Source organism: Acetobacter aceti NBRC 14818, assembly GCF_000193495.2.
GTDB lineage: Bacteria > Pseudomonadota > Alphaproteobacteria > Acetobacterales > Acetobacteraceae > Acetobacter > Acetobacter aceti.
Genome location: NZ_AP023410.1, coordinates 3,277,296 through 3,301,158 on the forward strand (window position 1 = coordinate 3,277,296; position 23,863 = coordinate 3,301,158).

17 protein-coding genes and 1 pseudogene are annotated in these 23,863 nt (G+C 54.6%); 7 read left to right on the forward strand and 11 right to left on the reverse strand.

Annotation, left to right across the window (positions count from 1 at the left end; genetic code table 11):
• Positions 1-241: 241 nt before the first annotated feature.
• Positions 242-2,782 carry a TonB-dependent receptor gene (locus EMQ_RS15075; protein ID WP_158320017.1) on the forward strand — a complete coding sequence of 847 codons (2,541 nt, stop codon included), beginning with the start codon at positions 242-244 and terminating at the stop codon, positions 2,780-2,782.
• A gap of 454 nt (positions 2,783-3,236) precedes the next feature.
• Complete coding sequence (locus EMQ_RS17430) at positions 3,237-3,365, forward strand: transposase (RefSeq protein ID WP_081617482.1); 129 nt, start codon at positions 3,237-3,239, stop codon at positions 3,363-3,365.
• A gap of 261 nt (positions 3,366-3,626) precedes the next feature.
• Here EMQ_RS17430 and EMQ_RS15085 read toward each other — a convergent pair.
• The 9 genes and pseudogenes from EMQ_RS15085 to hemC all read right to left on the reverse strand — a co-directional run.
• Positions 3,627-3,914, reverse strand: a pseudogene (locus tag EMQ_RS15085) (type II toxin-antitoxin system VapC family toxin); the annotation flags it as partial.
• A 182-nt stretch (positions 3,915-4,096) separates the two neighbouring features.
• On the reverse strand, positions 4,097-4,456 hold the full coding sequence (locus EMQ_RS15090; RefSeq protein ID WP_010668972.1) for a site-specific integrase: 360 nt from the start codon (positions 4,454-4,456) through the stop codon (positions 4,097-4,099).
• Between the two features lie 398 nt (positions 4,457-4,854).
• A complete protein-coding gene (locus EMQ_RS15095) occupies positions 4,855-5,478 on the reverse strand; it encodes an FRG domain-containing protein (RefSeq protein WP_010669190.1) in 624 nt (207 codons plus the stop codon).
• 317 nt (positions 5,479-5,795) lie between these two features.
• Positions 5,796-8,876, reverse strand: coding sequence for an efflux RND transporter permease subunit (locus tag EMQ_RS15100; RefSeq protein WP_010667645.1), 3,081 nt, complete (start codon positions 8,874-8,876; stop codon positions 5,796-5,798).
• Positions 8,877-8,880: 4 nt separating this feature from the next.
• Positions 8,881-10,062 carry an efflux RND transporter periplasmic adaptor subunit gene (locus tag EMQ_RS15105; protein WP_010667644.1) on the reverse strand — a complete coding sequence of 394 codons (1,182 nt, stop codon included), beginning with the start codon at positions 10,060-10,062 and terminating at the stop codon, positions 8,881-8,883.
• On the reverse strand, positions 10,059-11,174 hold the full coding sequence (locus tag EMQ_RS15110; RefSeq protein WP_132012072.1) for a TolC family protein: 1,116 nt from the start codon (positions 11,172-11,174) through the stop codon (positions 10,059-10,061). Before EMQ_RS15110 ends, EMQ_RS15105 begins: the two co-directional genes overlap by 4 nt.
• Before the next feature lie 450 nt (positions 11,175-11,624).
• Positions 11,625-12,872 carry a class I SAM-dependent methyltransferase gene (locus tag EMQ_RS15115; protein ID WP_010667778.1) on the reverse strand — a complete coding sequence of 416 codons (1,248 nt, stop codon included), beginning with the start codon at positions 12,870-12,872 and terminating at the stop codon, positions 11,625-11,627.
• 31 nt (positions 12,873-12,903) lie between these two features.
• Positions 12,904-13,704, reverse strand: a complete 801-nt coding sequence (locus tag EMQ_RS15120; RefSeq protein ID WP_231367901.1) for a uroporphyrinogen-III synthase — start codon at positions 13,702-13,704, stop codon at positions 12,904-12,906.
• A complete protein-coding gene (gene hemC, locus EMQ_RS15125) occupies positions 13,649-14,719 on the reverse strand; it encodes a hydroxymethylbilane synthase (protein ID WP_010667780.1) in 1,071 nt (356 codons plus the stop codon). The genes EMQ_RS15120 and hemC overlap by 56 nt, the downstream gene beginning before the upstream one ends.
• Before the next feature lie 41 nt (positions 14,720-14,760).
• Here hemC and tsaD point away from each other — a divergent pair, with 41 nt between their 5' ends.
• From tsaD to EMQ_RS15140, 3 genes are all read left to right on the forward strand, one after another.
• Positions 14,761-15,891 carry a tRNA (adenosine(37)-N6)-threonylcarbamoyltransferase complex transferase subunit TsaD gene (tsaD, locus tag EMQ_RS15130; RefSeq protein WP_010667781.1) on the forward strand — a complete coding sequence of 377 codons (1,131 nt, stop codon included), beginning with the start codon at positions 14,761-14,763 and terminating at the stop codon, positions 15,889-15,891.
• A gap of 110 nt (positions 15,892-16,001) precedes the next feature.
• Complete coding sequence (locus tag EMQ_RS15135) at positions 16,002-17,222, forward strand: YncE family protein (protein WP_010667782.1); 1,221 nt, start codon at positions 16,002-16,004, stop codon at positions 17,220-17,222.
• Between the two features lie 247 nt (positions 17,223-17,469).
• Entirely contained in the window at positions 17,470-18,348 is an 879-nt protein-coding gene (locus EMQ_RS15140) for a ferredoxin--NADP reductase (protein ID WP_010667106.1), read from the forward strand.
• Positions 18,349-18,569: 221 nt separating this feature from the next.
• Here the strand turns inward: EMQ_RS15140 and EMQ_RS15145 are convergent, their stop codons facing one another.
• Together EMQ_RS15145 and EMQ_RS15150 are read right to left on the reverse strand one after the other, a co-directional pair.
• Positions 18,570-19,895 carry a hypothetical protein gene (locus EMQ_RS15145; RefSeq protein WP_026199962.1) on the reverse strand — a complete coding sequence of 442 codons (1,326 nt, stop codon included), beginning with the start codon at positions 19,893-19,895 and terminating at the stop codon, positions 18,570-18,572.
• A gap of 231 nt (positions 19,896-20,126) precedes the next feature.
• Positions 20,127-21,173, reverse strand: coding sequence for a YeiH family protein (locus tag EMQ_RS15150; RefSeq protein WP_010667849.1), 1,047 nt, complete (start codon positions 21,171-21,173; stop codon positions 20,127-20,129).
• A gap of 54 nt (positions 21,174-21,227) precedes the next feature.
• Between EMQ_RS15150 and EMQ_RS15155 the strand changes: the two genes are divergently transcribed.
• Together EMQ_RS15155 and gorA are read left to right on the forward strand one after the other, a co-directional pair.
• Complete coding sequence (locus tag EMQ_RS15155; RefSeq protein ID WP_010667850.1) at positions 21,228-22,103, forward strand: LysR substrate-binding domain-containing protein; 876 nt, start codon at positions 21,228-21,230, stop codon at positions 22,101-22,103.
• A 99-nt stretch (positions 22,104-22,202) separates the two neighbouring features.
• Positions 22,203-23,600 carry a glutathione-disulfide reductase gene (gorA, locus tag EMQ_RS15160; RefSeq protein ID WP_010667851.1) on the forward strand — a complete coding sequence of 466 codons (1,398 nt, stop codon included), beginning with the start codon at positions 22,203-22,205 and terminating at the stop codon, positions 23,598-23,600.
• Positions 23,601-23,863: the final 263 nt, after the last annotated feature.

A 23,863-nucleotide genomic window follows, 5' to 3' on the forward strand; every position in this document is an offset into this window, starting at 1 on the left:
TTTGATGATCTATTGATGCCTGGAGCGCATTACAGGCTGTTATCTTGTCAATTCCCAAATCTTGATTAATCAGCTTATTGTTGCGATATCGAAATATAAATACATAAAAATCCATTGAGATCTTATAGTTAAAATTGAATATATTTCAGTAAAAATAAGTATAGATTTAATGTTATTATATACAAATATATTTTTATTTTTGTTTATTCGTCAGGTTGTTTCTGTATGTATGGAGGAAAAAATGGAAAGTGTTCTTTTGTTCAATATGTTAAATGTAAATAAAAAAATTTTTATGTATTATTTTGAGAAAAAATTTTATAGAGTAAGTTTGTGTGTAGGGTTAGCCTCATCGTTTACTTTATATTCAAGTTGTTCTTTGGCTGGCGATATAAAAATTCATCGCGAAAGGTCTGTTTCTAATGGTTATGCAAAAAATAACAAAAATAATAGAACAGTTCTTGTGGATCATATAGGGGGGAAGCGATCACAAAAAAAGAAAACAAAATCGTTTGCTGCAATAGGATCAGAAGAAGTTCATGTTAGTTCCGTCCGGCATGGCGCTGTTGGGGGGGGGCGTATGATTAATCTGTCAACTCCAAGCGCAATGAGTGTTGTGGATCGTGCATATATCACTATGCGGCCTCCGCAAGGAAATATACTTCAAATAGCCCAGAATATGCCGGGAGCTAATGTTACAGCAGCAGATCCGTATGGTGTCACTAATAATGTGAATTTTACCGTTCGAGGACTTAATTCGGCCGAGATTGGTTACCTTTCGGATGGTACGCCGCAGAATGATACGACTGCGGGCGCGATTTATCCTACTCAGTTAGTTGACGTCGAAAACCTTGATCAAGTTCGTTTAAGTCAAGGAGCTTCAAGCCTCGATTTGCCTATCTTTAGTGCTCTTGGTGGTGTGTTGTCCTATACAACGATTGATCCTTCTAAGAAAGCGGGTGGTTATGCTGAATATATGATTGGGAAATATAATGCTCAGAAAGAATTTGGTCGAATCCAGACTGGAGAGATAGGCAAATCAGGTATTCGGTCATGGGTGTCTTTTTCCAATTTCTTCGACCATCATTGGAACGGTCCAGGAATTGATCATAGAAAACATATCGATGCAAAAGCTCTCAAGGAGTGGGGGGATGGTAATCGTATTTCCGCAATATTTTCATGGTCTGATGCAGATTTAGCTCAATATTATAATCCGACAATGTCAGACTGGAAGGAAAAAGGAAATTCAAATTATTACAGAGCAACGTTCAATCCATCAGGAAGTGCAGCGGATAATGCATCATATTGGAAAAATCAACGAAATGAATGGATGGATGTAAACGCCGCGCTTCCTTCAAGCTTTACTTTGACAGATCATCTGAAGCTCAATGTTCTTCCCTATGTCTGGAGAGGATGGGGTAACGTGACTTATGGTAGCACCGTTAATCCGTCAGGCTCTTATTATGGTACTACATATATGGATGGTCCTGGAGCAATACCATATACTGATGCTACAGGTGTCGCGCCGGTAGCATCGCGATATGTGTTCCTTGATTCTCGTGCAGGAATTACAGCAAAAATAAACTACTCATGGCATAATCATGATTTTGTATTTGGAGACTGGTACGAATACGATGATAATACCAATTATGTTGATATGGTACCCCTTGGTCAAACAGGGGATCCTGTAAATATTTGGAAAGCATCCCGATTTGCGTTGCGTTACAGTAATGGAACACAGCTGCGTGCGTTAGACTGGAATTTGATTACTCAAGCAAATTCACTATTTGCTGGAGATAAAATTACATTTCTAAATAAAAAGCTTACAATTAATGTAGGAATTAAAGTTATCATGCTTGACCGTTTCGGGGCGAATCATTTGCCGGGTTCACAATATGCAGTAGGCCAAAATATTACAGAACCGTTGCCAGAATTTTCTGCACTTTATAAATTTGATAGACAAAATCAGTTGTTTTTTAATGTGAGTACAGGTATGCGAGCTCCGTTGGGGCAGAGTTTTTTTAATTCTTATAATCTCTCAACCGGAGATGTTTCTCAGAAGGGAACAAGCAATGAACGTCCTGAGTATGCAATAAAGGAAGAGTTAGGATACCGTTACCAATCAAATCTATTTCATGCGTCCGCGACGTTGTTCAATTATGATTTTAAGAACAGGCAGGTATCCACGCTTGAAAACTACAATGGAGATTTGATTAGTTCAACTATTAACGTAGGATCTCAGACAACCCGTGGTGTCGACGTTGAGGTGGGAACTCACCCATTTTGGCATTTTAGCCCCTATGCGAACTTTGAATTTGTTCACGCCATAAATGATAGCAATTTCTTAACTCAAGGATGTAGCAATGCGGGAGTCTGTCAGTCTGTTGCATTAAATACGAAAGGAAAATACGCAACGCAGACGCCAGCATATCAAGCGTCGTTTGGGTTATCTTATAATGACGGATTGTTTTTTGGTAATTTTGATCTTCGGTATACTGGGAAACAGTATACTACTTTCGTAAATGATGAGCACATGCCTTCACAGCTACGTGGTGACATTGCGGTCGGTGCGAATTTGCCGTCATTTTCATATATGAAGTCGCCGAAGATAAAATTGAATTTTTTAAATATTAGTGATCTTCATCATCTTGCCGGTCCAGCTTCCGTTACATCAAATGCACATGATGTTATTAGTAAAAATAGCTATGTAGTTAAAGGATCGGCTCCAACATATTATCTTGGATACGGGTTTACCATGATGGCAACATTTTCGAGCTCATTTTAGATTCAGGTACCATTTATTTTTTGGAAGAAATTTTGATTCAGGCTCTGTGAGAAGACTGAAGGCGAGTAATCTTTTCTGGCTGACGGACGAGCCGATGGCTCGTCCGCAACTGTTTCAAAAGCTATGATCGCTCCCGAGTTGACGATCCACATGCTGAGCAGAGTCACCTTCGTGAACCGTAACGGGTTGCCACTCCGAGAATACGGGCCATACAAGGTATTGTACAATTTACTGAAAGTTTTAGGATTACCATAGAGGAGAAGGAAATAAAGCCCTGCATACTTGACCGGAAATCCAGTGAACAACCAGCTGGGCTGAGAACCTGTTAATTTATTGAATTGAACTATGTTCCGTGATTCACGAGCTTGCGGTGGAGGGGACTGTCAGTGATGTGTTTTTGCTGTCTGAGTAATAGATAGAACGGATTAAGCCGTATTTTCCGTTGGCGCGTGGTATGTCGCATGTAGATGGCCATCATGTTTTGAATGGGCTTGCATATATGATCTGGAACGGCCTTCAGTGGAAAGACGCTCGGAAAGCGTATGGTCGGCGCAGGACTTTATATAATCGCTTTAGCCGGTAGAGCCGTCTCGGCCTTTGACCAGATCTTCGTCGCCCTGATGGCGAGGACCATCCGGTGGTCCCGTTGCATCTGAGCGCGGATCACGTCAGTGCTGTCAGAGGCGCAGACGTGCTTCTGGAATATCTTCATTAATCTGCAACAGAGTAGCCGAAGATCCAGATCAGTATTAGATATTTTAAATGATAATGATTTCTTTTTTATGGAAACGTTGTGGTAGCCTGAATGACTGAAGTGAGATGAATTCTGATGACAGTTATACACTCATGAGCAACGGATTCTTTCAATAGAATACTGATCCATTTGTCCGTCTTCCGAAAGGAATGTGGCGTGTTCAGCCTGCGCCATCAGGAGATGGTTAAACGGATCATGATGATGCGGAGGCAAAGACATCTGCAGGTGTTCGGACTGTATTTGCAGCAGAGAGAAATCTTCCGCAGGAATGGCTGCCAGAATATCGTTCATATCTGCATCCAGTTTTCTGATACGGATTTTGATCGCAATCTCCCATAATAATACGATACTCACCAGAATATCGTGTGCCGGATCTGCACGGCCCGGATATTACCGGTTCGTTTGTAAATCATGGCGACTTTAGTCCAGCGGAGCGAATGAGTTCCATTATTCCCCGGGGATTAGTCCTACCGCCTGAACCCATTGATCCAGAAGCCGGACGTATTGCCTTGTGCTCAGGTGAACTCTGGCGCTTAGGCGACTTGGAAAAATATACTCATTCAGGCCACCACCGCTATGCTCCAGCCACGTTCGCGCGCTTTCTCGCGTCGTTTCCGTAATCTCAAACTGCACAGGCCGCCGGTTTTTTTTTGCTGGACAACCATGGCTCGGTGGCGCACCTGACCGCTGGTAACGACGTCGCCGATACGAAGGCTGACAAGATCACAGCCTCTAAGTTTGCTATCGAGAGCTAGATCAAACAAAGCTCTGTCTCTGATACGCTGTTCGCTCCCCAGCCAGAACCGAATAGCCCAGACGTGCTTTTCTTTGAGCGCCCCCTTGGCGCCAACCATTTTTCCTGCATTCCAAGGTACGGACGCCTTCAGCGTAGGCGATGGAAAACGAGTTTTCTTCTCCATGATATGTTCTCCTGATCAGCAGCACATGCAGCAATCAGAAGTCTGGAAAGGATATCGGCGGATAACGAGGACTGTGGCAGACTGTCCGCTTTCCGGGAGCCCGAACGGCTCCGCTTATGACCGACATGTTCTTGAAGCCGGCAGGCAGCTATGCGGGGAGAGCGGAATGTGCGGTAATGTCTGTATAAATAAAACACCAAACATCGATCATTTTCTCATTAATAAAAAATATAATTTATAATTATTAAAACTAAAGACGTGTAATCCTTTCCTGTATGTCACGAGCCAGTCCATCCAGATCAGAATAAATAAAAGCTTGATTAATACCAAACATTCTCAATTGATCACGGATAAGATTCCTTACGCCAAAAGGAATAACGTAGCGTGTGATGCGACTGCTAGTAGCGTGTGATGCGACTGCTAAATGGTTCATGTGGGTCCTTTTGAATGGAAAACAGACCTCCTTGTGCTGAAATTCTCGAAGTTACATGGGTTGGAAAGAAATAACCCCAACTGTTGAAAAGATCAGCGTCACGAGTGTCAATTGCTGGCTGTTTAACACGCCAAATATAGAAAACAGCTGATCCGTCATATTTAGGAGTTCCTATACACTCATGACTGAGCCACTGTTCATTAACCTTATCACCAATAGCAAAGAATAAAGCGACTAGCGGGTTCGTGGTCCAGTCTAATAACCGTGTGGGTAAACCGTGATGTTGCGCAAGAGCAATCCAATCCCATTCATTATCTGGGATAGTAGTCAAAAAGGGCCGTGCTGCTGCTTTAAACCGAGCAAGTGCACCTCGTTCATCAACGACTTCACTTTTATATTCCAGATCGAAGTGAAACTTTCCTGTTTTTTCTGGTGGTTTTGGAGTGATTCGTCCAATTTTTGGGATCAACTGCCAATCATTTCGTTTTTCGCCACGGAAAAAATATCCTTTGTCGGGTTCTATTCCGGATATTACCCTGAGGAAATCCTCAAAGCTTTTAATTACGTTATCAGGGTTATTTTGTGTCATCAGTCTTCAGCATATTTAAAAAACAGTATTTGAATTTATTCGAAATTTATCGACGCATAAATATGCGTATTTTGCAGAGCACATGCGAGTATATTGAACGGCAGAAATCGAAGTATACCGAAAAGGAAAACCGATGCATATTGCCTGCTTGGGCAAGAGATCAACTGCCAAACGGATGTCTCATATGAAAGCGAAAGCTATTGTATTTGCTACGATTGTGATGAGTTTAAAAACTTTCAAGAGATTTGATCTTATTTGAATAATCTTTCATTGCTCTATATTAAGAAATATCCAACCATCTATAGCAGATAACGCACTCAGCAGGACTTCTTCCTGTAAAGCCAAGCATAAAGCGATGGCAGAACCAGCAATGTCAGCATCGTGCAGGACACAAGCCCACCGATGACAACCGTCGCCAGCGGCTTTTCAACCTCCGCGCCTTCGCTCATGGAGAACGCCATGGGGAAGAAGCCCAGGCAGGCGACAGTCGCCGTGGCCATGACGGGCCGGAAGCGTTCGCGAACAGCCTCGATCGCAGCGTCAAAAGGAAGGAAGCCTTCCTTTCTCAGATCGTGAATGTAGGACACCAGCACGAGACCGTTCATGGTGGCCACACCAAACAAAGCGATAAAGCCGATACCGGCCGAAATGCTGAACGGCATGCCGCGGAAGTAGAGTGCGAGAATACCGCCCGTTGCGGCGAACGGCAGATTGACGAACACAAGCGCCGCCAGTCCCAGTTGCCCAAGCGCCATCATGAGCAGCAGGAAGATCAACCCCAGCATGATCGGCACGACAATTTCAAGACGGGCCACGGCTGTCTGAAGATTTCTGAACTGGCCATTCCATTCCAGACGATAACCCGGAGCGAGTTTGATGTTCTTCGCTACAGCGTCCTGAGCAGCCTTGACGAAAGAACTCAGGTCCCGCCCTCGCACATTGGCCTGCACCATGGTGCGGCGGAGCCCCTGATCGCGGCGTATCGTCGGCGGTCCATCTGTCAGCACGATATGCGCGACCTGAGAGAGATTGATAGTGCGGTCGTCGCGGGTGATGACGGGGAGGGCGCGGATATCATCGATATTTTCCCGAGCATCTTCCGCAAAACGGACCTCAGTCGGAATCAGCGCGTCATCGACGGAAACGGGTGGACCGAAATGACCGCCCAGCGCCTCCACCACGTCCATGACGGAGGACGTCTCCGTGTTGAGCCGTCCCGTCATGGTGCGATCAACGTCGATATGAAGATACGGGATGGTGCCGACATCCTGCGGCGCGACGTCGGCGGCACCGGGAACTCTGGCGACCACGTCGGAGACCTGCGTCGCCAGCTTCGACAGGACAGTCATGTCGGGACCATAGATGCCGATCGCAATCTGTGACCGCACGCCGGAAAGCAGGTCGTCCATGCGCATCTGGATCGGCTGGCTCCAGTTGAACAGGGAGCCGGGATTGTTCTTCTGCAATGCGTCGTTGAAAGCCTTGACCAGACCTTCCTGCGTGCTGGCGGTTTTCCATTCGGAATGAGGCTTGAGCAGCACATAGGTGTCGCTCTGCTCTCCACCCTGTGGATCGGTCGGGATAGCCGACGTGCCGGTATTGCTGACAACCGTGCGCACGTCCGGGAAGGAACGGAGTGTCCTCTCAATGGCTTGCACCGCCTTTAACGACGCATCAAGGGAAATGCCGGGAAGACGTGTGGAGGTGACGACCAGATCACCTTCCTGAAGCTGGGGGATGAACTCGCCGCCCAGACGGCTGGCAACAAACACGGAGAGAATCAGGAAAATGACCGCCACGGACATGACCTGTTTCGTATGCGTCATGCAGTAGCGGGAGGCAGGCTGGAAAAGACGCCACATGAAGGCGATGAAGCGGGTGTGATGATCTTCGTGCTTATCCTGCGCATGCTCATCGGGTTTCTTGCCGCGTCCGAGAAAAATACAGAGAGCCGGAATGCAGACCAGCGAGTAAACAAGCGAGGCGATCAGCGCCAGAATGACCGTTTCCGCCATCGGGGTGAACATCCGGCCTTCGACGCACTGAAGCGTGAGGACTGGCAGATACACCATGGCGATGATGAGCACGGCGAAGGTGACCGGGCGGATGACGGAGCGCACGGTGGACAGGATGGTGGTCGGGAGTGGCGTGTCGTAACGGCGGCGGTGCAGCACGTTCTCGACAATGACGAGCGAACTGTCGACGACCATGCCGAAGTCGATCGCGCCGAGGGAGAGCAGGTTGGCGGAGATGCCCAGATGCCGCATGCCGACCATGGCCGCGACAAGCGAGAAGGGGATCACGGAGATGATGACGAGAGAGGCCCGCCAGTCACCGATCACCAGCAGCAGGACCACCAGAACCAGAATGGCGCCGAGTGAGAGGTTTTCCCTGACCGTATCGACGGTTTTTTCAGTCAGGCTTTCCCGTCCGTAATAGGGTTCCAATGTGACGCCAATGGGCAGAGACGCCTGAATTTTCGGCAGTTCGGTTTTCAGATCGCTCAATGTCGCCCGCGCGCTCGCGCCTTCCCGCAGAAGCACGACGGCGCTGACAATCTCGCCCTGTCCGTCTCGGGTGACGCCGCCCATGCGCGGACGGCTGCCTTTCCGCACGATGCCGATGTCGCGCAGATGAACGACTTCACCATTCGGACCGCTGCGGACCTGCACTTCACCCAGTTCCGCGAGATCGTCGATCAGCGAACGGCCGACAATGATGTGCTGCTCGTCATTATGCTCGATCCATGCACCGCCCGCTGCTTCATTGCCGGTATCGATGGCGTCGAAAGCATCCGACACAGACACGCCGTAACGTCGCATGGCCATTGGATTGAGCGCGACTTCATAGGTCTCGGAAGCGCCGCCGTTGATGTTGACATCCACCACGCCGGGAACGAGGCGCAGGCGCGGCACGACGTTCCAGACCATTAGCCGGTTCAGGTCTTCAAGCGACTGGTCCCGACCCCGAATCTGTAGGTGGAGGATCTCGCCCATGCCGGTGGACATCGGCCCCATGTCGATGGACAGACCATGGACGGACACGCTGTCGCGGGCTTCAGGCAGGCGCTGCGAGACCAGTTCACGGGCGCGGTAGATGTCGGTGGAATCGTCGAACTGGAGATAGAGAACGGCCACGCCGGTGCGCGATACGGAGCGCATGCTGGTCAGGCCGACGACGCCGGACAGGGCTTTCTCCACAGGCGAGGTGACGAGTTTTTCAACCTCCTCCGTCGGCAGGCCGGGCGCTTGCACGGATACCAGCACCTGACGCGGCGAGATATCCGGAACCGGTTCCACCGGCAGACTCCTGATGTCTGCCAGTCCGGCCACCATAAGAAGTGTGACGATACAGAAAAGGAAAAGGCGCTTTTCGATCAGCCAGTGCAGAAGCTTCATAAGGTCAGCCGTTGGCCTCGGCGGAAGGAGCAAGGATGGCCTGTGATTTCAGGGTGAAGCTGCCCTGTGTCACCACGGTTTCGCCACCCTGCAGGCCTGCGGTGATGATGGTCTGTCCTTCAAGAGAGGGACCGGTCTTCACGATGCGCAAACTGTAGCGATGGGGAGCTGTCAGCACGAAAACGCAGGGCGATCCCGCAAAGGTCTGAAGAGCCGTGCTCGGGATCAGAACGCCTTCGACCTTGTCGGAGGAGAACAGACGCGTTTTTACCAGCATGCCGGGGCGCAACTGCTGCTGCGGATTTTCAACAAGGCTGCGGGCGAGAATGTGCTGGGTTTTTGTATCGACGTGGCCTTCGATGACGTCAATGCGTGACGAAAGAGGGGCTTCGCCGGGTGAAAGCCATGTGAGTTGGCGGTCGCCGGGGCGGATACGGGGCGCTGCCTCCTCATCGACCTGTGAGACGATCCAGACGTGAGACAGGTTTTCGATTTCCACCGGCGCGACACCGCTGGCAGTCATTTCCTGCCCGGTGGCGACATTGATGCTCGTGACAATGCCGCTGATTGGAGACACGACGACTGATTTCCCTTCATCGGGATGTTCCATACTGGACTGATAGCGTCGGAGATGTTCGGCCATACTCCGAAGTGCGGCTTCCCGGCCATGCACGAGCGCATCCGCCTCCCGCAAGGCAGCGCCCCGTCGCTCCAGTTCTCCTACCGAAACCGCGCCCCCCTTCAGGGTGCGGGCGCGATCATAAAGCTGACGGGCATTTTCACGTCTGGCGCGGGCTTCCTGTAGGGCGGCCTCCGCGGACAGGCGCTGTTGCGTGTCGTCGTTCAGCGTAAAGTTCTCATAAGTGAGCAGGGGCTGGCCCTTGGTCACCATCTGTCCGGCGACCACCGCCACATCAAGAACACGTCCGCTGCCGACGGGGCGGATATGCGCCACCTTCCGGGCGTCGGCGACGATATAGGCTGGAACATCCATGTGATGCGGCAGGGCTCCTGGATGGGCGACTGCCGTGTGGATATCCTCTGCGGCAAGCGCTTCATCGGAAATCGTGACTGTTGGGAGAGGCGGCGCGGCATGGGCGGAAGGCAGAAATGCGGAACTGGCGAGCAGGGTGCTGAGCAGAGCTGACACAAAAGAAGGCGAGAAAACCCTGTTCGTTTCGATCATGGAATATTTCCGCTCATAAGAATCATCCGGGCTATCGTGGCTCGCATGACAATGTCTGCCTGGGCATAGCGTTCAGCGGCTGTAAGAGCAGTTCGTCTGGCACGCAGATACTCGATCACCGGGATCTCGCCGACCTGCCATGCTTCGGCAAGATCTGCGGCGCGACGATCCGAGTGGACGCGTAACTGACGTGCATGTTGAAGAATCTGGGTGGAGGTCGTCAACTGGTTATGCAACTGGCGATATTCGGCCTTGATCTGGCGATGCGCCTGCGTGACGTCGCGCTCCGCCCGACCGACAGCCTGGACCTCTTTCATGACCATGGGAACATTTCTGGCTTCGCTTGGCAGCGGCACCTGAAATTCAACGCCGATTTGTGTGTCCCAAGGGCTCTGATACTGTTCCTGTCGGCTGAGAATGACCCCAAGCGACGGGTTGGGCATGTAGGAGTGGCGGGCGACGGAATAGGAAGCCTGCGCCTGTTTCAGGGCGGATTCCGCAAGCTGAACACGGGGATCATGCTCGGGGTCGAGTTGCGAGCCGACTGGCCCCAGCCCCCGGCCGTCAATGCCGGAAAGATCGGGAAGGGTGTCTGTGCCTGTCAGGGATTCCAGTTCAGCGCGAATATTCTCAAGCCTTTGTCGGGATTCCGCCAGCGTACCGTCCACGTCTTCCTTTTCGGTGACCGTTGCCTCGTAATCCGTGTTGGAGACTTCTCCTGCATGAAGGGCGCGCTCAACATCCGACATGGTCCTGCCGAGCACGTCGCTGACGATTTCCTGATTGCTGATTCGGGCGCTGAGGACCGCGCCTTCGCTGGCAAGATCAAGAACATGCACGGCGACAGTCAGCTTCTGCACCTGCTGCTGGTGTGCGGCGACTTTCTCATCGGCAAGCGCCGCCTCTTCCGTGGCCGACCCCTGTCCCGGCAGCCAGAGAGGCACGCTGATCTGTCCCTGATAGGTTGTGTAGCCTACATGGCTGCCGATGAAATGATCATCCATGTAGAGGCCGGAGACGGTCGGCCCGTCAGGGAACCATGAGCGTGCGGCCGAGGCGCGCTTGCGCGCCGACAGGGCGTCCGTCGAGATGGATTTACGGGACGGGTCCATTGTCCAGGCCGACTGGATGGCTTCACGCAGGGTTTCTGCGTGCGCAGGGACACCCGAGGCAAGAAACAGTCCGCATATCGTCGCTGTTCGAACGCGAGGGACGCGGATCAGCGAGAGACAAAACGAAAGACGCGTGACACACTCTGGAAACAAAAAAGTCCCTCACAGAACAGCAAAGATACTGAAACAGGTATAGGATGCAGCCAGTTACGACGGAACGGTTAAAAAGATTAAAAATATTTTATAGAAACAGGGTGAACATTACGCAATCAATATAAAAAGGCAATCAGAACACGCTGTCCATATATATGTTTTGACGGTCCTGAGCGCCGCGACCGATCCGGTTGGGTCCTGGCTTCATGTCTGGGAAATGCTGACGGGAAGAGAAGTATCTTGGGCAGTTTTTCTGATACCTCTGCCTCAGTAAACAGATGTTAAAAGTGTCTGTTGTCAGAGTGGAGGAAGCAGCAGAACGCGGTTCAGGCTTTCCAGTCTTGAGAAAAGCTCTGCCCACACCGTGAAGAATTTCCGCTCTGAAAGACCGCGTTCCTGCATGATGGCGGCAATATCTCCCACAGTCCGCGCACCATCAATCAGAGGGAGAATGCTGCGTGCCTGAGTGGGCAGCGGAACCGGAACCGTCAGGGTGCCGAATGCAAAAGGTAGAGTGCTGTTGGGAAGAATCTGTTTTGCCAGCTCATCCCCCGGTATTTCCCGCATGACAGGCACAGTCGTCGGATCACAGCAGTCTGGCGGCATGGGGCGCGATCCGTTCCGCACGACATAGGCCACATGCGTCGCCATATTACCGGTCAGGGATTCCGCGACCTCGGCCTTTTCCCGCCATGACAGGTTCTCCACGCGGGCACGCAACTTCGGATCCGGCAGAAACAGCGCGGGATCGTAACGGGCAGGTTCCATCAGGCAGGATGGTTCAAGACCGGCTTCCGTCAGCAGATCAAGAAACGCGCCGATCGTATAGGCGCGGTCGCGGGGATTGAGCAGCAGATCGTAAAGTCCGGCGTCACCACCGGTCAGATGATCACCGAAATTGCCGTTCTGCCGCAGCCATGCCGTGGCGGGAAGTGTGCGCATGACCCGCTTGGCGATATCGAGCCGTGTCGAGGGTGATTCAGAAAAGGGCGTGAGATGTTCAAGTGCTTCCTGAATCATATACACGCCGGTCCGGCCATAGGGCGCATAGACCATCAGTCCCATGCCGCCGCCGGGAAGGAGCGCTTGCTCAAGGACTTTCAGCGTTTCCAGTGGGGCAGGCAGGTGATGCAGAACACCGCAGCAGTCGATGTAATCAAACTGGCCCGGCAGCGTTTCCGGATCGGTGAGGGAGCCCTGAATGAAGCTGATATTGCTCAGGTTGCGGGCTTCCGCGCGAGATTTTGCAATCTTTAGCGCATGTTCGGACCGGTCCACGCAGACAACTTCGCCTGGACGATTGCTGCGGGCCATCTGTGTGGCGAGCATGATCGCGCCATCCCCGGTGCCGCATCCGGCGACAAGAGCGCGCAAGGGCTGCGAGCGGGAACGACGGGCGCCAAAAACCCAGTAATCGATTTCCCGCAGATGACTGGGGCTGCCGATCAGGAGCCGCTTTGTCTCCTCGCGTGGGTCTCGTTCTGGGTAAGGATAGGCCTCATACTGGGCGGCAAGTTCCGTATCACGGGCATCGGTGCTGGTCATGATGAAGTCTCCTGAGACACGGATTGTCGGGTCAATGTGAGGAAGGCGAGAGAGCAGGCCCCAGCCTGTCGAGCATGGCGGCCATATCCGGCGACTGCGCTGTGAGAACGGTCTGGATGCCCGCTTTGCGCAGTTCTTTCATCGTGTTTTGTGAAATCGCAATGGCCCGCAGAGAGCCTGCGGCACAGCCCGTCTGGGCAAGGGCAGCGCAGAAAGCCCGTGCACTGGCGGCGGAAAACACCATGACCGTTTCAATCTGCCCGTCGCGCAGGGCTGAAAGTGCATCAGGTGGCAATGTTGTTGCTGGTGCGGTGGTGTAGGCGACCCGACGACGGATACGAAATCCGCTGGTCCGGAGCGTTCCGGCAAGCTCAACGCCCTGATGCTCGCCAGACAACAGCAGAAGAGGGCCGGATGCGGGAGAAAGTCGTTCTGTAACGAGTTCCGCCAGTTTCGCGGCATTGCCGCTGGCGCTGAGAACGGTCTGGAAGCCCTGCTTTTTCACGCGCTCCGCTGTGGCGTCGCCCACGGCATACACCGGAATGTCGTGGGGCACAGCGGAGGAAAGAGCAGGAATCGACTGGCTGCTGGTGATGAGCACACCGGCAATCCCTCTCTGGGCGGGGAGTGTGCGGGGGGCGATCACGAGCGACTCCATCCCCCAGCAATGCCAGCCAAGCTGCTCCAGTATTTCGCGTGTCTCGGTCAGACCGGGTTCAGGACGTACCACAAGGACGCCGCGAGGGAGAGGCGTGTCCCTGTTCATGTCAGTGGAGTCAGTCCGTGAAGATCGACGCGGGGCTGTCCGCACGGAGACTGCGACCGAGTTCATGACCCATCCGCTCCGCATCCGACGCCTGACCGACAATATCGCGACGCAGCAGGAACGTGCCGTCTTCGGAAGCGACCAGTCCGGTGAGATGCAGTTCGCTCTTGGCTCCGATTGAAGGCGAGAGCAGGCGGGCATAACCACCGATTGGTGTGCGGCAGGAACCATCCAGTTCGGCCAGCAGGGCGCGTTCGGCGGTCGAAACCGCGCGGGCTTCATAGTCTTCAATGGCCGAAAGCAGTTCGCGCAGCTCAATATCGCTTTCACGAACCGTGACGCCGACAATTCCCTGTCCGGCTGACGGCACCATGACGGAGGGTTCCAGCACGATGGAAGCGCGGTCTTCCATGCCGAGACGACGCAGCCCGGCGAGAGCCAGCAGTGTCGCATCGCACTGACGGGCCGCCAGCTTGTCGAGGCGTGTCTGCACATTGCCACGCAGCAGACCGAATCGCAGATCCGGGCGCACATGCAGCATTTGCGCCTGACGGCGGACGGAGGCGCAGCCGACCAGTGCGCCTTCAGGCAGAGCGGAATAGGGGTCGTCCGGGTCGTTGCCGGGCGTAAAGCCGGGGCGCAGGATCAGGGCGTCACGGGCGTCCTCGCGGCGCATGGTGCAGGCCAGCACAAGGCCGGGTGGCAGGGTAGTCTCAAGATCCTTGAGGCTGTGCACGGCGAAGTCGATCCGACCGTCCAGCAGCGCCTCATGGATTTCCTTGGCGAACAGTCCCTTGCCGCCAATTTCGGCCAGAGCGCGATTCTGGACCTGATCACCTGTCGTGTTGATCAGGTGCTCCTGAAACGCGTTCATGTCGCGCAGGACGGGACAGAATCGCGTCAGGCGTGTCAGGAACGCGCGCGTCTGCCACAATGCGAGCGGCGACCCACGCGTGCCGACACGCAGCGGAAGCTGCCGCCGATGTTGCGGGGGCGCTGCCTTCTGGCGAGCGGCTGCCTCGGCTGCAATTTTCTGCAGGGTCGGCGACGGGGACGTTTGTGATGGCTGTGCGGAGACCATTGGGCGTGTTTATTACCAGCACCGGATGAAGGAAAGGTGACGTGACGCCAGACAGGACCGACAGAAACGCTTCCGATGGACAGGCTCTATATCCCAGAGGGCCAATTCTTGCCATCGAGTCGTCATGCGATGAGACCGCGTGTGCCATTCTCTCACCGGAGGGTGAGGTGCTGGCGGAGAAGGTGATTTCGCAGGAGGCGCACGCCGCTTTCGGGGGGGTAGTGCCCGAGATCGCGGCCCGCGCGCATCTGGCGCTTTTGCCCGATCTGGCGCGGAAAACCGTGCAGGCGTCAGGCCTCGCCCTGCATGATCTGGGAGCCATCGCCGCGAGCACCGGACCCGGCCTGATCGGGGGGCTGATCGTCGGTGCGAACTTCGGCAAGGGGCTGGCGATCGCGCTCGACAAACCGTTCATCGCGGTCAACCACATCGAAGCCCATGCGCTGTCCGCAAGGCTGCCCGGCGTCTCGAAAAAAAATATTTCCTTCCCGTTTCTGCTGCTTCTGGTCTCCGGCGGCCATTGCCAGTGTCTCGCGGTGGAAGGGATCGGACAGTATCGCCGTCTCGGCGGCACGATTGATGATGCGGCGGGAGAAGCCTTCGACAAGGTGGCCAAGATGCTTGGCCTCGGCTGGCCGGGTGGCCCGCAACTGGAAGCGCTGGCGAAAGAGGGCAACCCGGCCGCATTCGCTTTTCCACGTCCACTAAAGGGCCGGGCGGGGTGCGATTTCTCGTTTTCCGGCCTGAAAACCGCGTTGGCCCGTCAGATCGAACCCTATGGCAATACGGCGCTTCCTCGCCCGGTGGCAGCAGATCTGTCCGCCAGCTTCCAGCAGGCCGTCGCGGATGTGATTGAGGATCGGGTCCGTCACGCCTTCACCATGATGGAACCACCGACCACGCTGGTGGCGGCAGGCGGCGTGGCGGCCAACGGTGTGCTGCGGGAGTCTCTGACCCGTATCGCGACCGAGCATGATGTGCCGTTTGTAGCGCCGCCTCTGCGGTTGTGTACGGATAATGCCGTGATGGTCGGTTGGGCTGCGCTGGAAGTCTGTCATGAAGCGGCGCGTCGCGGTCTGCCCATGCCGGATGACCGCGCTGTGCGGCCACGACCACGCTGGCCCCTGTCTGAAATGCAGGAACGGTTTGCAGTGCAGAGGGAGGCCGTCTGAAATCGTCTCACGATAAATGGCGGCGAATACGAGGGAATTGACGCAGATCGCTTGTCGCTGAGGTCTCGTGTGCTATGTCCGACGCCTTGCCGAGGTTAACGGACGCAAACATGACGAAAAATCGATTTCTGACAGGCGCCGCGGTGGTTGTACTGTTTGGCGCTGCCAGTCTGGCTCCTGCACGGGCCCAGACCGCTCCCTCTCAGGCTGCTTCTGACGCGGCCCGTCTGGTTCCGGCTGCAACGGCCGCTGCCGTGCAGACCATCCCCGGCATGCCTCCGGTGATCAACGCCAGCAATATCTATTCCGAGGCCCGTCCCGGAAACCTCAATCCGGAAGTCGCGAAAGACCCGGCCCGCATTTACGTGCCGAACCTGCGGTCCAACGATGTGTATGTCATCGACCCTGCGACGATGAAGGTGGTGGACCGTTTCCCGGTCGGCAAAAGCCCGCAGCACGTCGTGCCGTCATGGGATCTGCGCACGCTCTGGGCGACGAACAACGCTGAAGGAACGACCGCTGGCAGCCTGACGCCGATCGACCCCCGCACAGGCAAGCCGGGCGCACCGATTCCGGTTGATGACCCTTACAACATGTATTTCACGCCCGACGGCAAGTCGGCGATTGTCGTGGCGGAAGCCCGCAAGCGCCTCGACTTCCGTGATCCGCACAGCATGCAGATGCAGGGTTCTGTGGAAGCGCCGGAGTGCCGCGGCATCAACCATGCCGGTTTCTCCATCGATGGACGCTATGCGATCTTCACCTGTGAGTTCGGTGGCATGCTGGCCAAGGTGGACACGGTCAATCGCCAGCTGATCGGCTATCTGAAGCTGTCCAAGGGCGGCATGCCGCAGGACATCCTGACGGCTCCGAACGGCAAGACCTTCTATGTGGCCGACATGCATGCTGATGGCGTGTTCATCGTCGATGGCGACACGTTCAAGGAAACAGGCTTCATTCCGACCGGCGTTGGCACGCACGGCATCTACCCGAGCCGCGATGCGAAGTTCATGTATGTGGCGAACCGTGGCTCCCACAAGGTGCATGGTCCGCGTCACAGCAAGGAAGGCAGCGTCTCCGTCATCGATTTCGTGACCAATCAGGTTGTGAAGACCTGGCCGATCCCCGGTGGTGGCAGCCCCGACATGGGCAATGTCAGCGAAGACGGCAAGCTGCTCTGGCTGTCCGGTCGTTTCGATGATGTGGTCTATGCCATCGACACGACAACCGGCGCGATGACCAGCATTCCTGTTGGTGCCGAGCCGCACGGTCTGGCCGTCTGGCCGCAGCCCGGCCGGTATTCCGTGGGCCATACAGGCATCATGCGCTGAGGTTCATCAGGTTCCGGCGGGTTTTCGCCCGCTGGAACCGCCTTGCAAGCGGCTGGAATGACAGGGTTTCCTGTGGATCAATTCAGACGTTGTAAATTATTTCTGGTGCAAAGCGCCGCTTCCACTTAAAACCCCCTCCCAAAATTCGTCAGCAACCCGGCGGTGGCTCCGCCTGAATGGTTCTGCGTCCTCTCGATGGGGCGGAACCGGACATGCGCACCGCTGCCGATACGGAGAACTCCGGCTTATGTCCGATATTCTGCCACGCGTTTCCCCTGAAGAAGCTCCTTCCGGTCTTCTGCCGGTCGAAGGACAGGAAGGTGTGTGGCACCTTGCGCCTCCGGAGAAGGAATACGGTCATCTGTTCCCGGCCAAGGTGCTGACGGTTCATCACTGGACCGACCGCCTGTTCAGCTTCACCACCACACGCGATCAGGCCCTGCGCTTCGAGAACGGTCAGTTCACGATGATCGGCATGGAAGTGGACGGCAAGCCGCTGCTGCGCGCCTACTCCATCGCTTCGCCGAACTATGAAGAGCACATGGAGTTTCTCTCCATCGCTGTGCCGGATGGTCCGCTGACCTCACGTCTGCGTCATGTGAAGGTGGGTGACACGGTTCTGATCGGTCGCAAGCCAGTCGGCACGCTGCTGCTCGACAACCTGCGTCCTGGCCGTAACCTCTACTTCCTGTCCACGGGCACCGGCCTTGCGCCGTTCATGAGCCTGATCAAGGACCCGGAGTGCTATGAGCGCTACGAGAACGTCATCCTGACGCACACCGTGCGTATTTCTGGAGAACTGGCCTACTTCAACCACATCCGTCACGAGCTACCCGAGCACGAGTTCCTCGGCGAGATGATTGCGGACAAGCTGCGTTATTACCCGGCCGTGACACGCGAGGACTTTGAAGTCACCGACCGTATCACGACGCTGATCGAGAACGGCAAGATCTTCAAGGATCTCAACCTGCCGCCGTTCGATCCAGAACTGGATCGCGTGATGATCTGTGGGTCGCCGGAAATGCTGGCTGATACAGAAAAGATGCTTGAGGCACGTGGCTTTGACGAGGGCAACAACTCCAAGCCGGGTGCTTACGTGGTTGAGAAGGCGTTCGCCGAGCGGTAACACGCGCTGGTATTACTGGTTTGAGGAAAGGCTCCGGACAGATTGTTCGGGGCCTTTTTTTGTTTGATGGCCGCTTACGCCTCATTCCAGTCGTTCCGTGTGTCCTTTTTGCGCATCTAAAGCGGATATTCGCCTAGATGTTGTCAAGACCAGCGTAGATTTTGGAGACGACCATCGTCTTTCACGACGTTTCCTATTTTGGAACCCTCGGCAGTGTAATTTTAATCATCTCGACGGTCTGCTTCACCGGACTGCGCCCATTGCATAGCTTCGCGGATATCTTTGTCATCAAGCGACGATAGTTTTACTAGCATTTCATTCAATTCGGCATCAGCCTCGCGGAGAGTCTTTTCTTCGGGTACGTTTACCCCATGTACTAATTCGGTTCGTAAACGACTTAGTACATCAAACTGTATTTGAAAGAGCTCGGAAAGACCTAATTTACGAACAAGACGACGGGTAGGAAAAACGGAATACTTACTTGTAAGATTTCTTGCTTGGGTTAGCCCTCGCAAGAAACGCTCTAAGATAATCCATTTATGCAAGAAACTACCTACGATTTCCGGAGAAGGATAGTCTTGTCCGGAAAAGAATGTTCTCACTCTTCCGTTCGCAGTTCTGCGCATTTCGAGATAATTGTCATACAGATCTGCTCTTGAGATAAGTACGCGATCAATTATTTGGTCTGCAAGGGGCTGCTTTTCAGTATTTAAGTCTAGGTGTTGTATATAGGTAGTAAGTTTTTCCGGACTGTTTAATTCAGCCAACTGAAGGAGATCGAATAGGATATCCAGCCTACCCATGACCGGTTCTTCTTTGCTTTCTGGTAGCGCTGATACTCGCAGGCGCTCGTAAAGAAACGCCGCAAGTTCATATCGGTTTGAAAATGTGCTTCCACTACGTGATACCCGCGCTTCAAATGCCGCCTGCAGGCGCTCAAGGAAGACTTCGCCTGCAAGAACAATGCCATTAATTCCGTCAAGAATGCTACGCTCTTCCTGCGACACTTTTCCGCTAAGCTGCTTGTAATTTAAATCGTGTTCAACTTCTGACCATGCATGCATTAGAACTGATGCAACTTGAATTTCAACAAGGTTACCACCGTAGCGGCGCTGCACTTCCGGGAGTGATTCCGGTCTAAGTCTGATTCGATAATGTTCAGCGTGATAGCCGTCAAAGCGGTCGGCCGTCGCTTTAGGTTTATCAGGAAACTGCTTCTCTTGATCGATTACAAAAGCGTTGCGGAGTAACACTGCAATTTTTGCGCGGTCCCCAGGAAAGTAAAGAGCAATCCGAACACCGGATAGGTCAACTATATCTGCCCGAATATCTTCTTCGGTCTGATATTTTTTTGTAACGTCCCGCTGGTGAAGTTTCCCCTCCAGTCTATCTGGAGATTTCGCTCGAAAGGTAACAATGGCTCTTATGCCATTCTCGGCAGCAAGTGCATCGCATTCTTGTGAAACCAATCTAGCTAGCTCATAATAAAAATCGTATTCGCGACGATATTGAGTAACGAATAACGCAATTAAATTATTCTGAGTCATCTCAAATTTATCTCTTTCCAATATCTGTCCGTTATTATCATTTCCTTGACGGTATTGAAAGTTACGCTCTACCTAATAAATCGATCTTTGACCCGTTTAAGCAGGTGCTATCATCGTCAATGCGTCGTTAGGCGATGTCGGCTTTCGGGAATTTTTTAGCGCCAGCAGACATTCCGCTCTCCCCCATTGCTGACCTAATTGAATAAGGTTACGCAGCGCATTTCCCCACTCTCACCCCTGACAACACATCCCAGCAACCAGCAGAGCCACGTCACCCAGCACCCCCAGCGAAAGAGTAACAACCGCCACTACACGCGGTCCCGCGGCCAGCACGTTCCGCAGGTCAACACCCAGTCCAAGCGCCGCCATGGCGACGAGAGTGAGCAGGCCACTCATCGTGCGAAGCGGGGCAAGCAGAACATGCGGCACCAGATCCAGCGAACGGGCCGTCATCAGCCCCATGAAGATCACAATGAACGGCGGAAGAAACCGGCTCAGGCAGGAGCGGGGCTTTGCATCGCATACCGGAAGTTGCCGGGCATAGATCAGCGAACTCACAGCGACCACCGGCCCCAGCATCAGCACGCGGACCAGTTTGACCAGCGTGCCGATCTGCACCGCTGTCGCGCCCATTGGACCGGCAGCGGCAAGCACCTGCGGCACGGCATAGACGGTCAGGCCCGCAAGTACGCCACCGGCGGTCTGTGTCAGATGAAGAGTGTGAGCCAGCAAGGGCAGACACAGGACCACCAGAATACCCAGCACGGCGGTGAAGGCCACGGCGGTCGCGGCTTCATCACTGTCTGCGTCAATAGCGGCGGCGACCGCGGCAATGGCGGAGTTGCCGCAGATTGCGTTCCCGCAGGCGATCAGCACCGCCAGTTTGGAAGGCAGGCCAAAGGCGCGACCCAGCAGAATGCCGGTTCCGATTGCAATACCAACGGTCCCTACAATGCCCAGAACAAGAATGGGCCCGGCTTTCATCACCATCTCGACACTGACCGCAGCGCCCATCAGGGCGACGGCTGCTTCCAGCAGAGTGTGAGCGGAGAAATGGATGCCACTTTCAAATGGCGCCGGAGGTTTCCACAAGGTGCGCAGAATGGTTCCCATCAGGATGGCAAGCACGAGGCTCTCGACCCAGGCAGCGCCTGTGAAAGACCGTTCGGCCTGTTCGAGTAGCATGGCGCTTCCGGCTACAGCTACGCTGAGCAGAAGTCCGGGAAAGATGCGAAAAAAGCGAGGTGTCCGTTTCATGCTGCGAAGATCGCTCTGCATGAATGACAAATCCAATGGATTGATGTAGTCATTTCAATAAGGGAAATCTATTGAATGACGCTCGAACAGCTTCGTATCTTTGTGACGGTCGCGGAATTGCTGAACATGCGGGCGACAGCAGAAAGGCTTCACCTGTCGCAACCTGCTGTCAGCGCCGCCATCGCGGCTCTGGAAGAACGGCACGCAACGCGTCTGTTCCACCGCATAGGACGTGGCCTTGAACTGAATGAGGCGGGGAGGGCGTTTCTGCCAGCCGCTCGCAGCGTTCTGGCCAAAGCCGCCGAAGCCGTGCAGGTGCTGGATGATCTGTCAGGGCTGGTGCGTGGCGAACTTCGCATCGCCGCCAGTCAGACAGTCGCGACCTACTGGTTGCCGGGTTTTCTGACCCGGTTTGCCGCACGCTATCCAAGCGTCAGGCTGGATCTTCGCGTCAGCAATACGGCGCAGGCTGCGATTGCCGTTATGGATGGTGAGGCCGATCTCGGTTTTGTTGAGGGCAGGATCGACAAGGCCTTCTCATTGCATAAGCAGCCTGTGGGAGGCGATGATTTTCGCCTGTATGCGGCTCCCGGTCATCCTCTGGCAGGGCATCCTGTGGAACGGGAGGAACTTCTTCGGACGCATTGGGTGCTGCGCGAGGAAGGCTCTGGCACGCGTGACCATCTTGCCCACTGTCTGAAAAGTATTTTTCAGATTGAGCTGACCGATCTGGATATCCGGCTGGTGCTGCCATCCAACGAGGCGGTTCTGGAAGGTGTTGCAAGCGGCGGTCTGATCTCGGCCGTTTCCGATCTGGCTGCCGCGTCGCGCGTGCGCGCCGGATTGGTCGAGGCGCTGGACTGCAGGCTTGAGAAACGCACTTTCCATATGTTGCGTCATCGCGAGCGCCCGCTGAGCAGCGCCGCGCAGGCGCTTGTGGACATGCTCTGACCGTCATCGGGAACGGTTCCATGCGGGGTGGTTGTTTCCTGTGCCCACTCAAGGCATTTTCGCTCCAACAGTTTGATGAAACCGAATGGAGTGGACCGCATGTCCGAGAATACATCGTACGACGTTGACCTGCTGGTCATCGGCGCGGGATCGGGCGGCGTTCGCTGCGCACGCATTGCGGCGGGACATGGAGCCAAGGTTGCAGTGGTGGAAAGTCGCCATTGGGGCGGCACCTGCGTCAATCTGGGCTGCGTGCCGAAAAAGCTGATGGTGCAGGCCAGTGAATACGGTGACTATGTCGAGGACAGCCACGGATTTGGCTGGAATACGCAGGAAGGCGCGTTCGACTGGGGCAAGCTGATCGTCGCCAAGGACAAGGAAATCTCACGTCTCAACGGCATCTATGTGTCGATGCTGGAAAAGGCCGGCGTGAAACTGCTCACAGGTTTCGCCAGCTTCGAGGATGCACACACCATTCTCGTCACACCGTCGGAACTGGACCCGGAAGCAAAGCCGGAACGGATCACGGCAAAGCAGATTGTCATTGCGACAGGATCGACCCCTTCAAAGCTTGAGATTGTCGGGTCTGATCTGGCCATCACCTCTGATGAAGTGTTCGGTCTGAAAGAGATGCCTAGGCGTGTCTGCATCATTGGCAGCGGTTATATCGGCATCGAGTTCGCCGGAATCTTCGCAGGGCTCGGAGCAAAGGTTGATCTGGTCTACCGTCAGGCGCTTCCTCTGCGCGGATTCGATGAAGACCTCCGCGAAGCTCTGCATGAGGCCATTAACCAGCGTGGCGTGATCCAGCACACACAGGCTAGCCCGCAGCGTATCCGCAAGGAAGGCGAGGCGCTGGTCGTCACATTGGATAACGGCACGGAACTGACTGTTGATTGTGTGCTGATGGCCACGGGACGCCACCCGAAGAGTCAGAAGCTCGGGCTTGAAAACACGCGCGTCCGTCGCACGGAGGAGGGGCGCATTGAGGTCGATCGTCACTTCGAGACCGCCGAACCCGGTGTGTTCGCCATTGGCGACGTGACGAATCATCTCAATCTGACGCCTGTCGCCATTGCCGAGGGGCACATCCTTGCCGACAGGCTGTTTGCGGATCGTTCCCGTGAGTGGTCGTTCGAGACCACGCCGAAAGCCGTCTTCTTCACGCCGCCGCTCGCCAGTGTCGGCCTGTCAGAGGCCGAAGCGGCGGAAAAGGGCGCGGTGGATGTCTATGTCTCGAAGTTCCGTCCGATGCGTCACACGCTGAGTGGTCGCGAGCGGCGCACTCTGATGAAGCTGGTTGTGGATCAGGGCACCCAGAAGGTCGTTGGCGCGCACATGCTGGGGGAAGATGCGCCGGAACTGATGCAGGGTCTGGCCATTGCCGTGACGGCTGGCCTGAGAAAGGCGGATTTTGACCGCACGATTGGTATCCATCCGTCCTCCGCCGAAGAGTTTGTCACCATGCGCACGCGGACGCGTGTGTCTGGAGATTGACGGATTTTTCCTGCTTGAAGGCGCATTCTTTCCCGATTGACGGGCTTGAGTAATTCGTTACGAATAAGCTACGTATAGGTAAGATCAGTGTCATCTCATCATGAGATGGGCGTCTTGAGGTATGTGTCGTTGCCAGGGTGTCCCCGCGGGCCTTGTGCGACGGCCATACGGCAACGATCAGACGTGAATGAGGCAGGGGGCAGCGAGCGTTTATGAATATTCAGTTTTCCTCGTTCGCGGGGCATGCCCCGTATCGGCAGGGT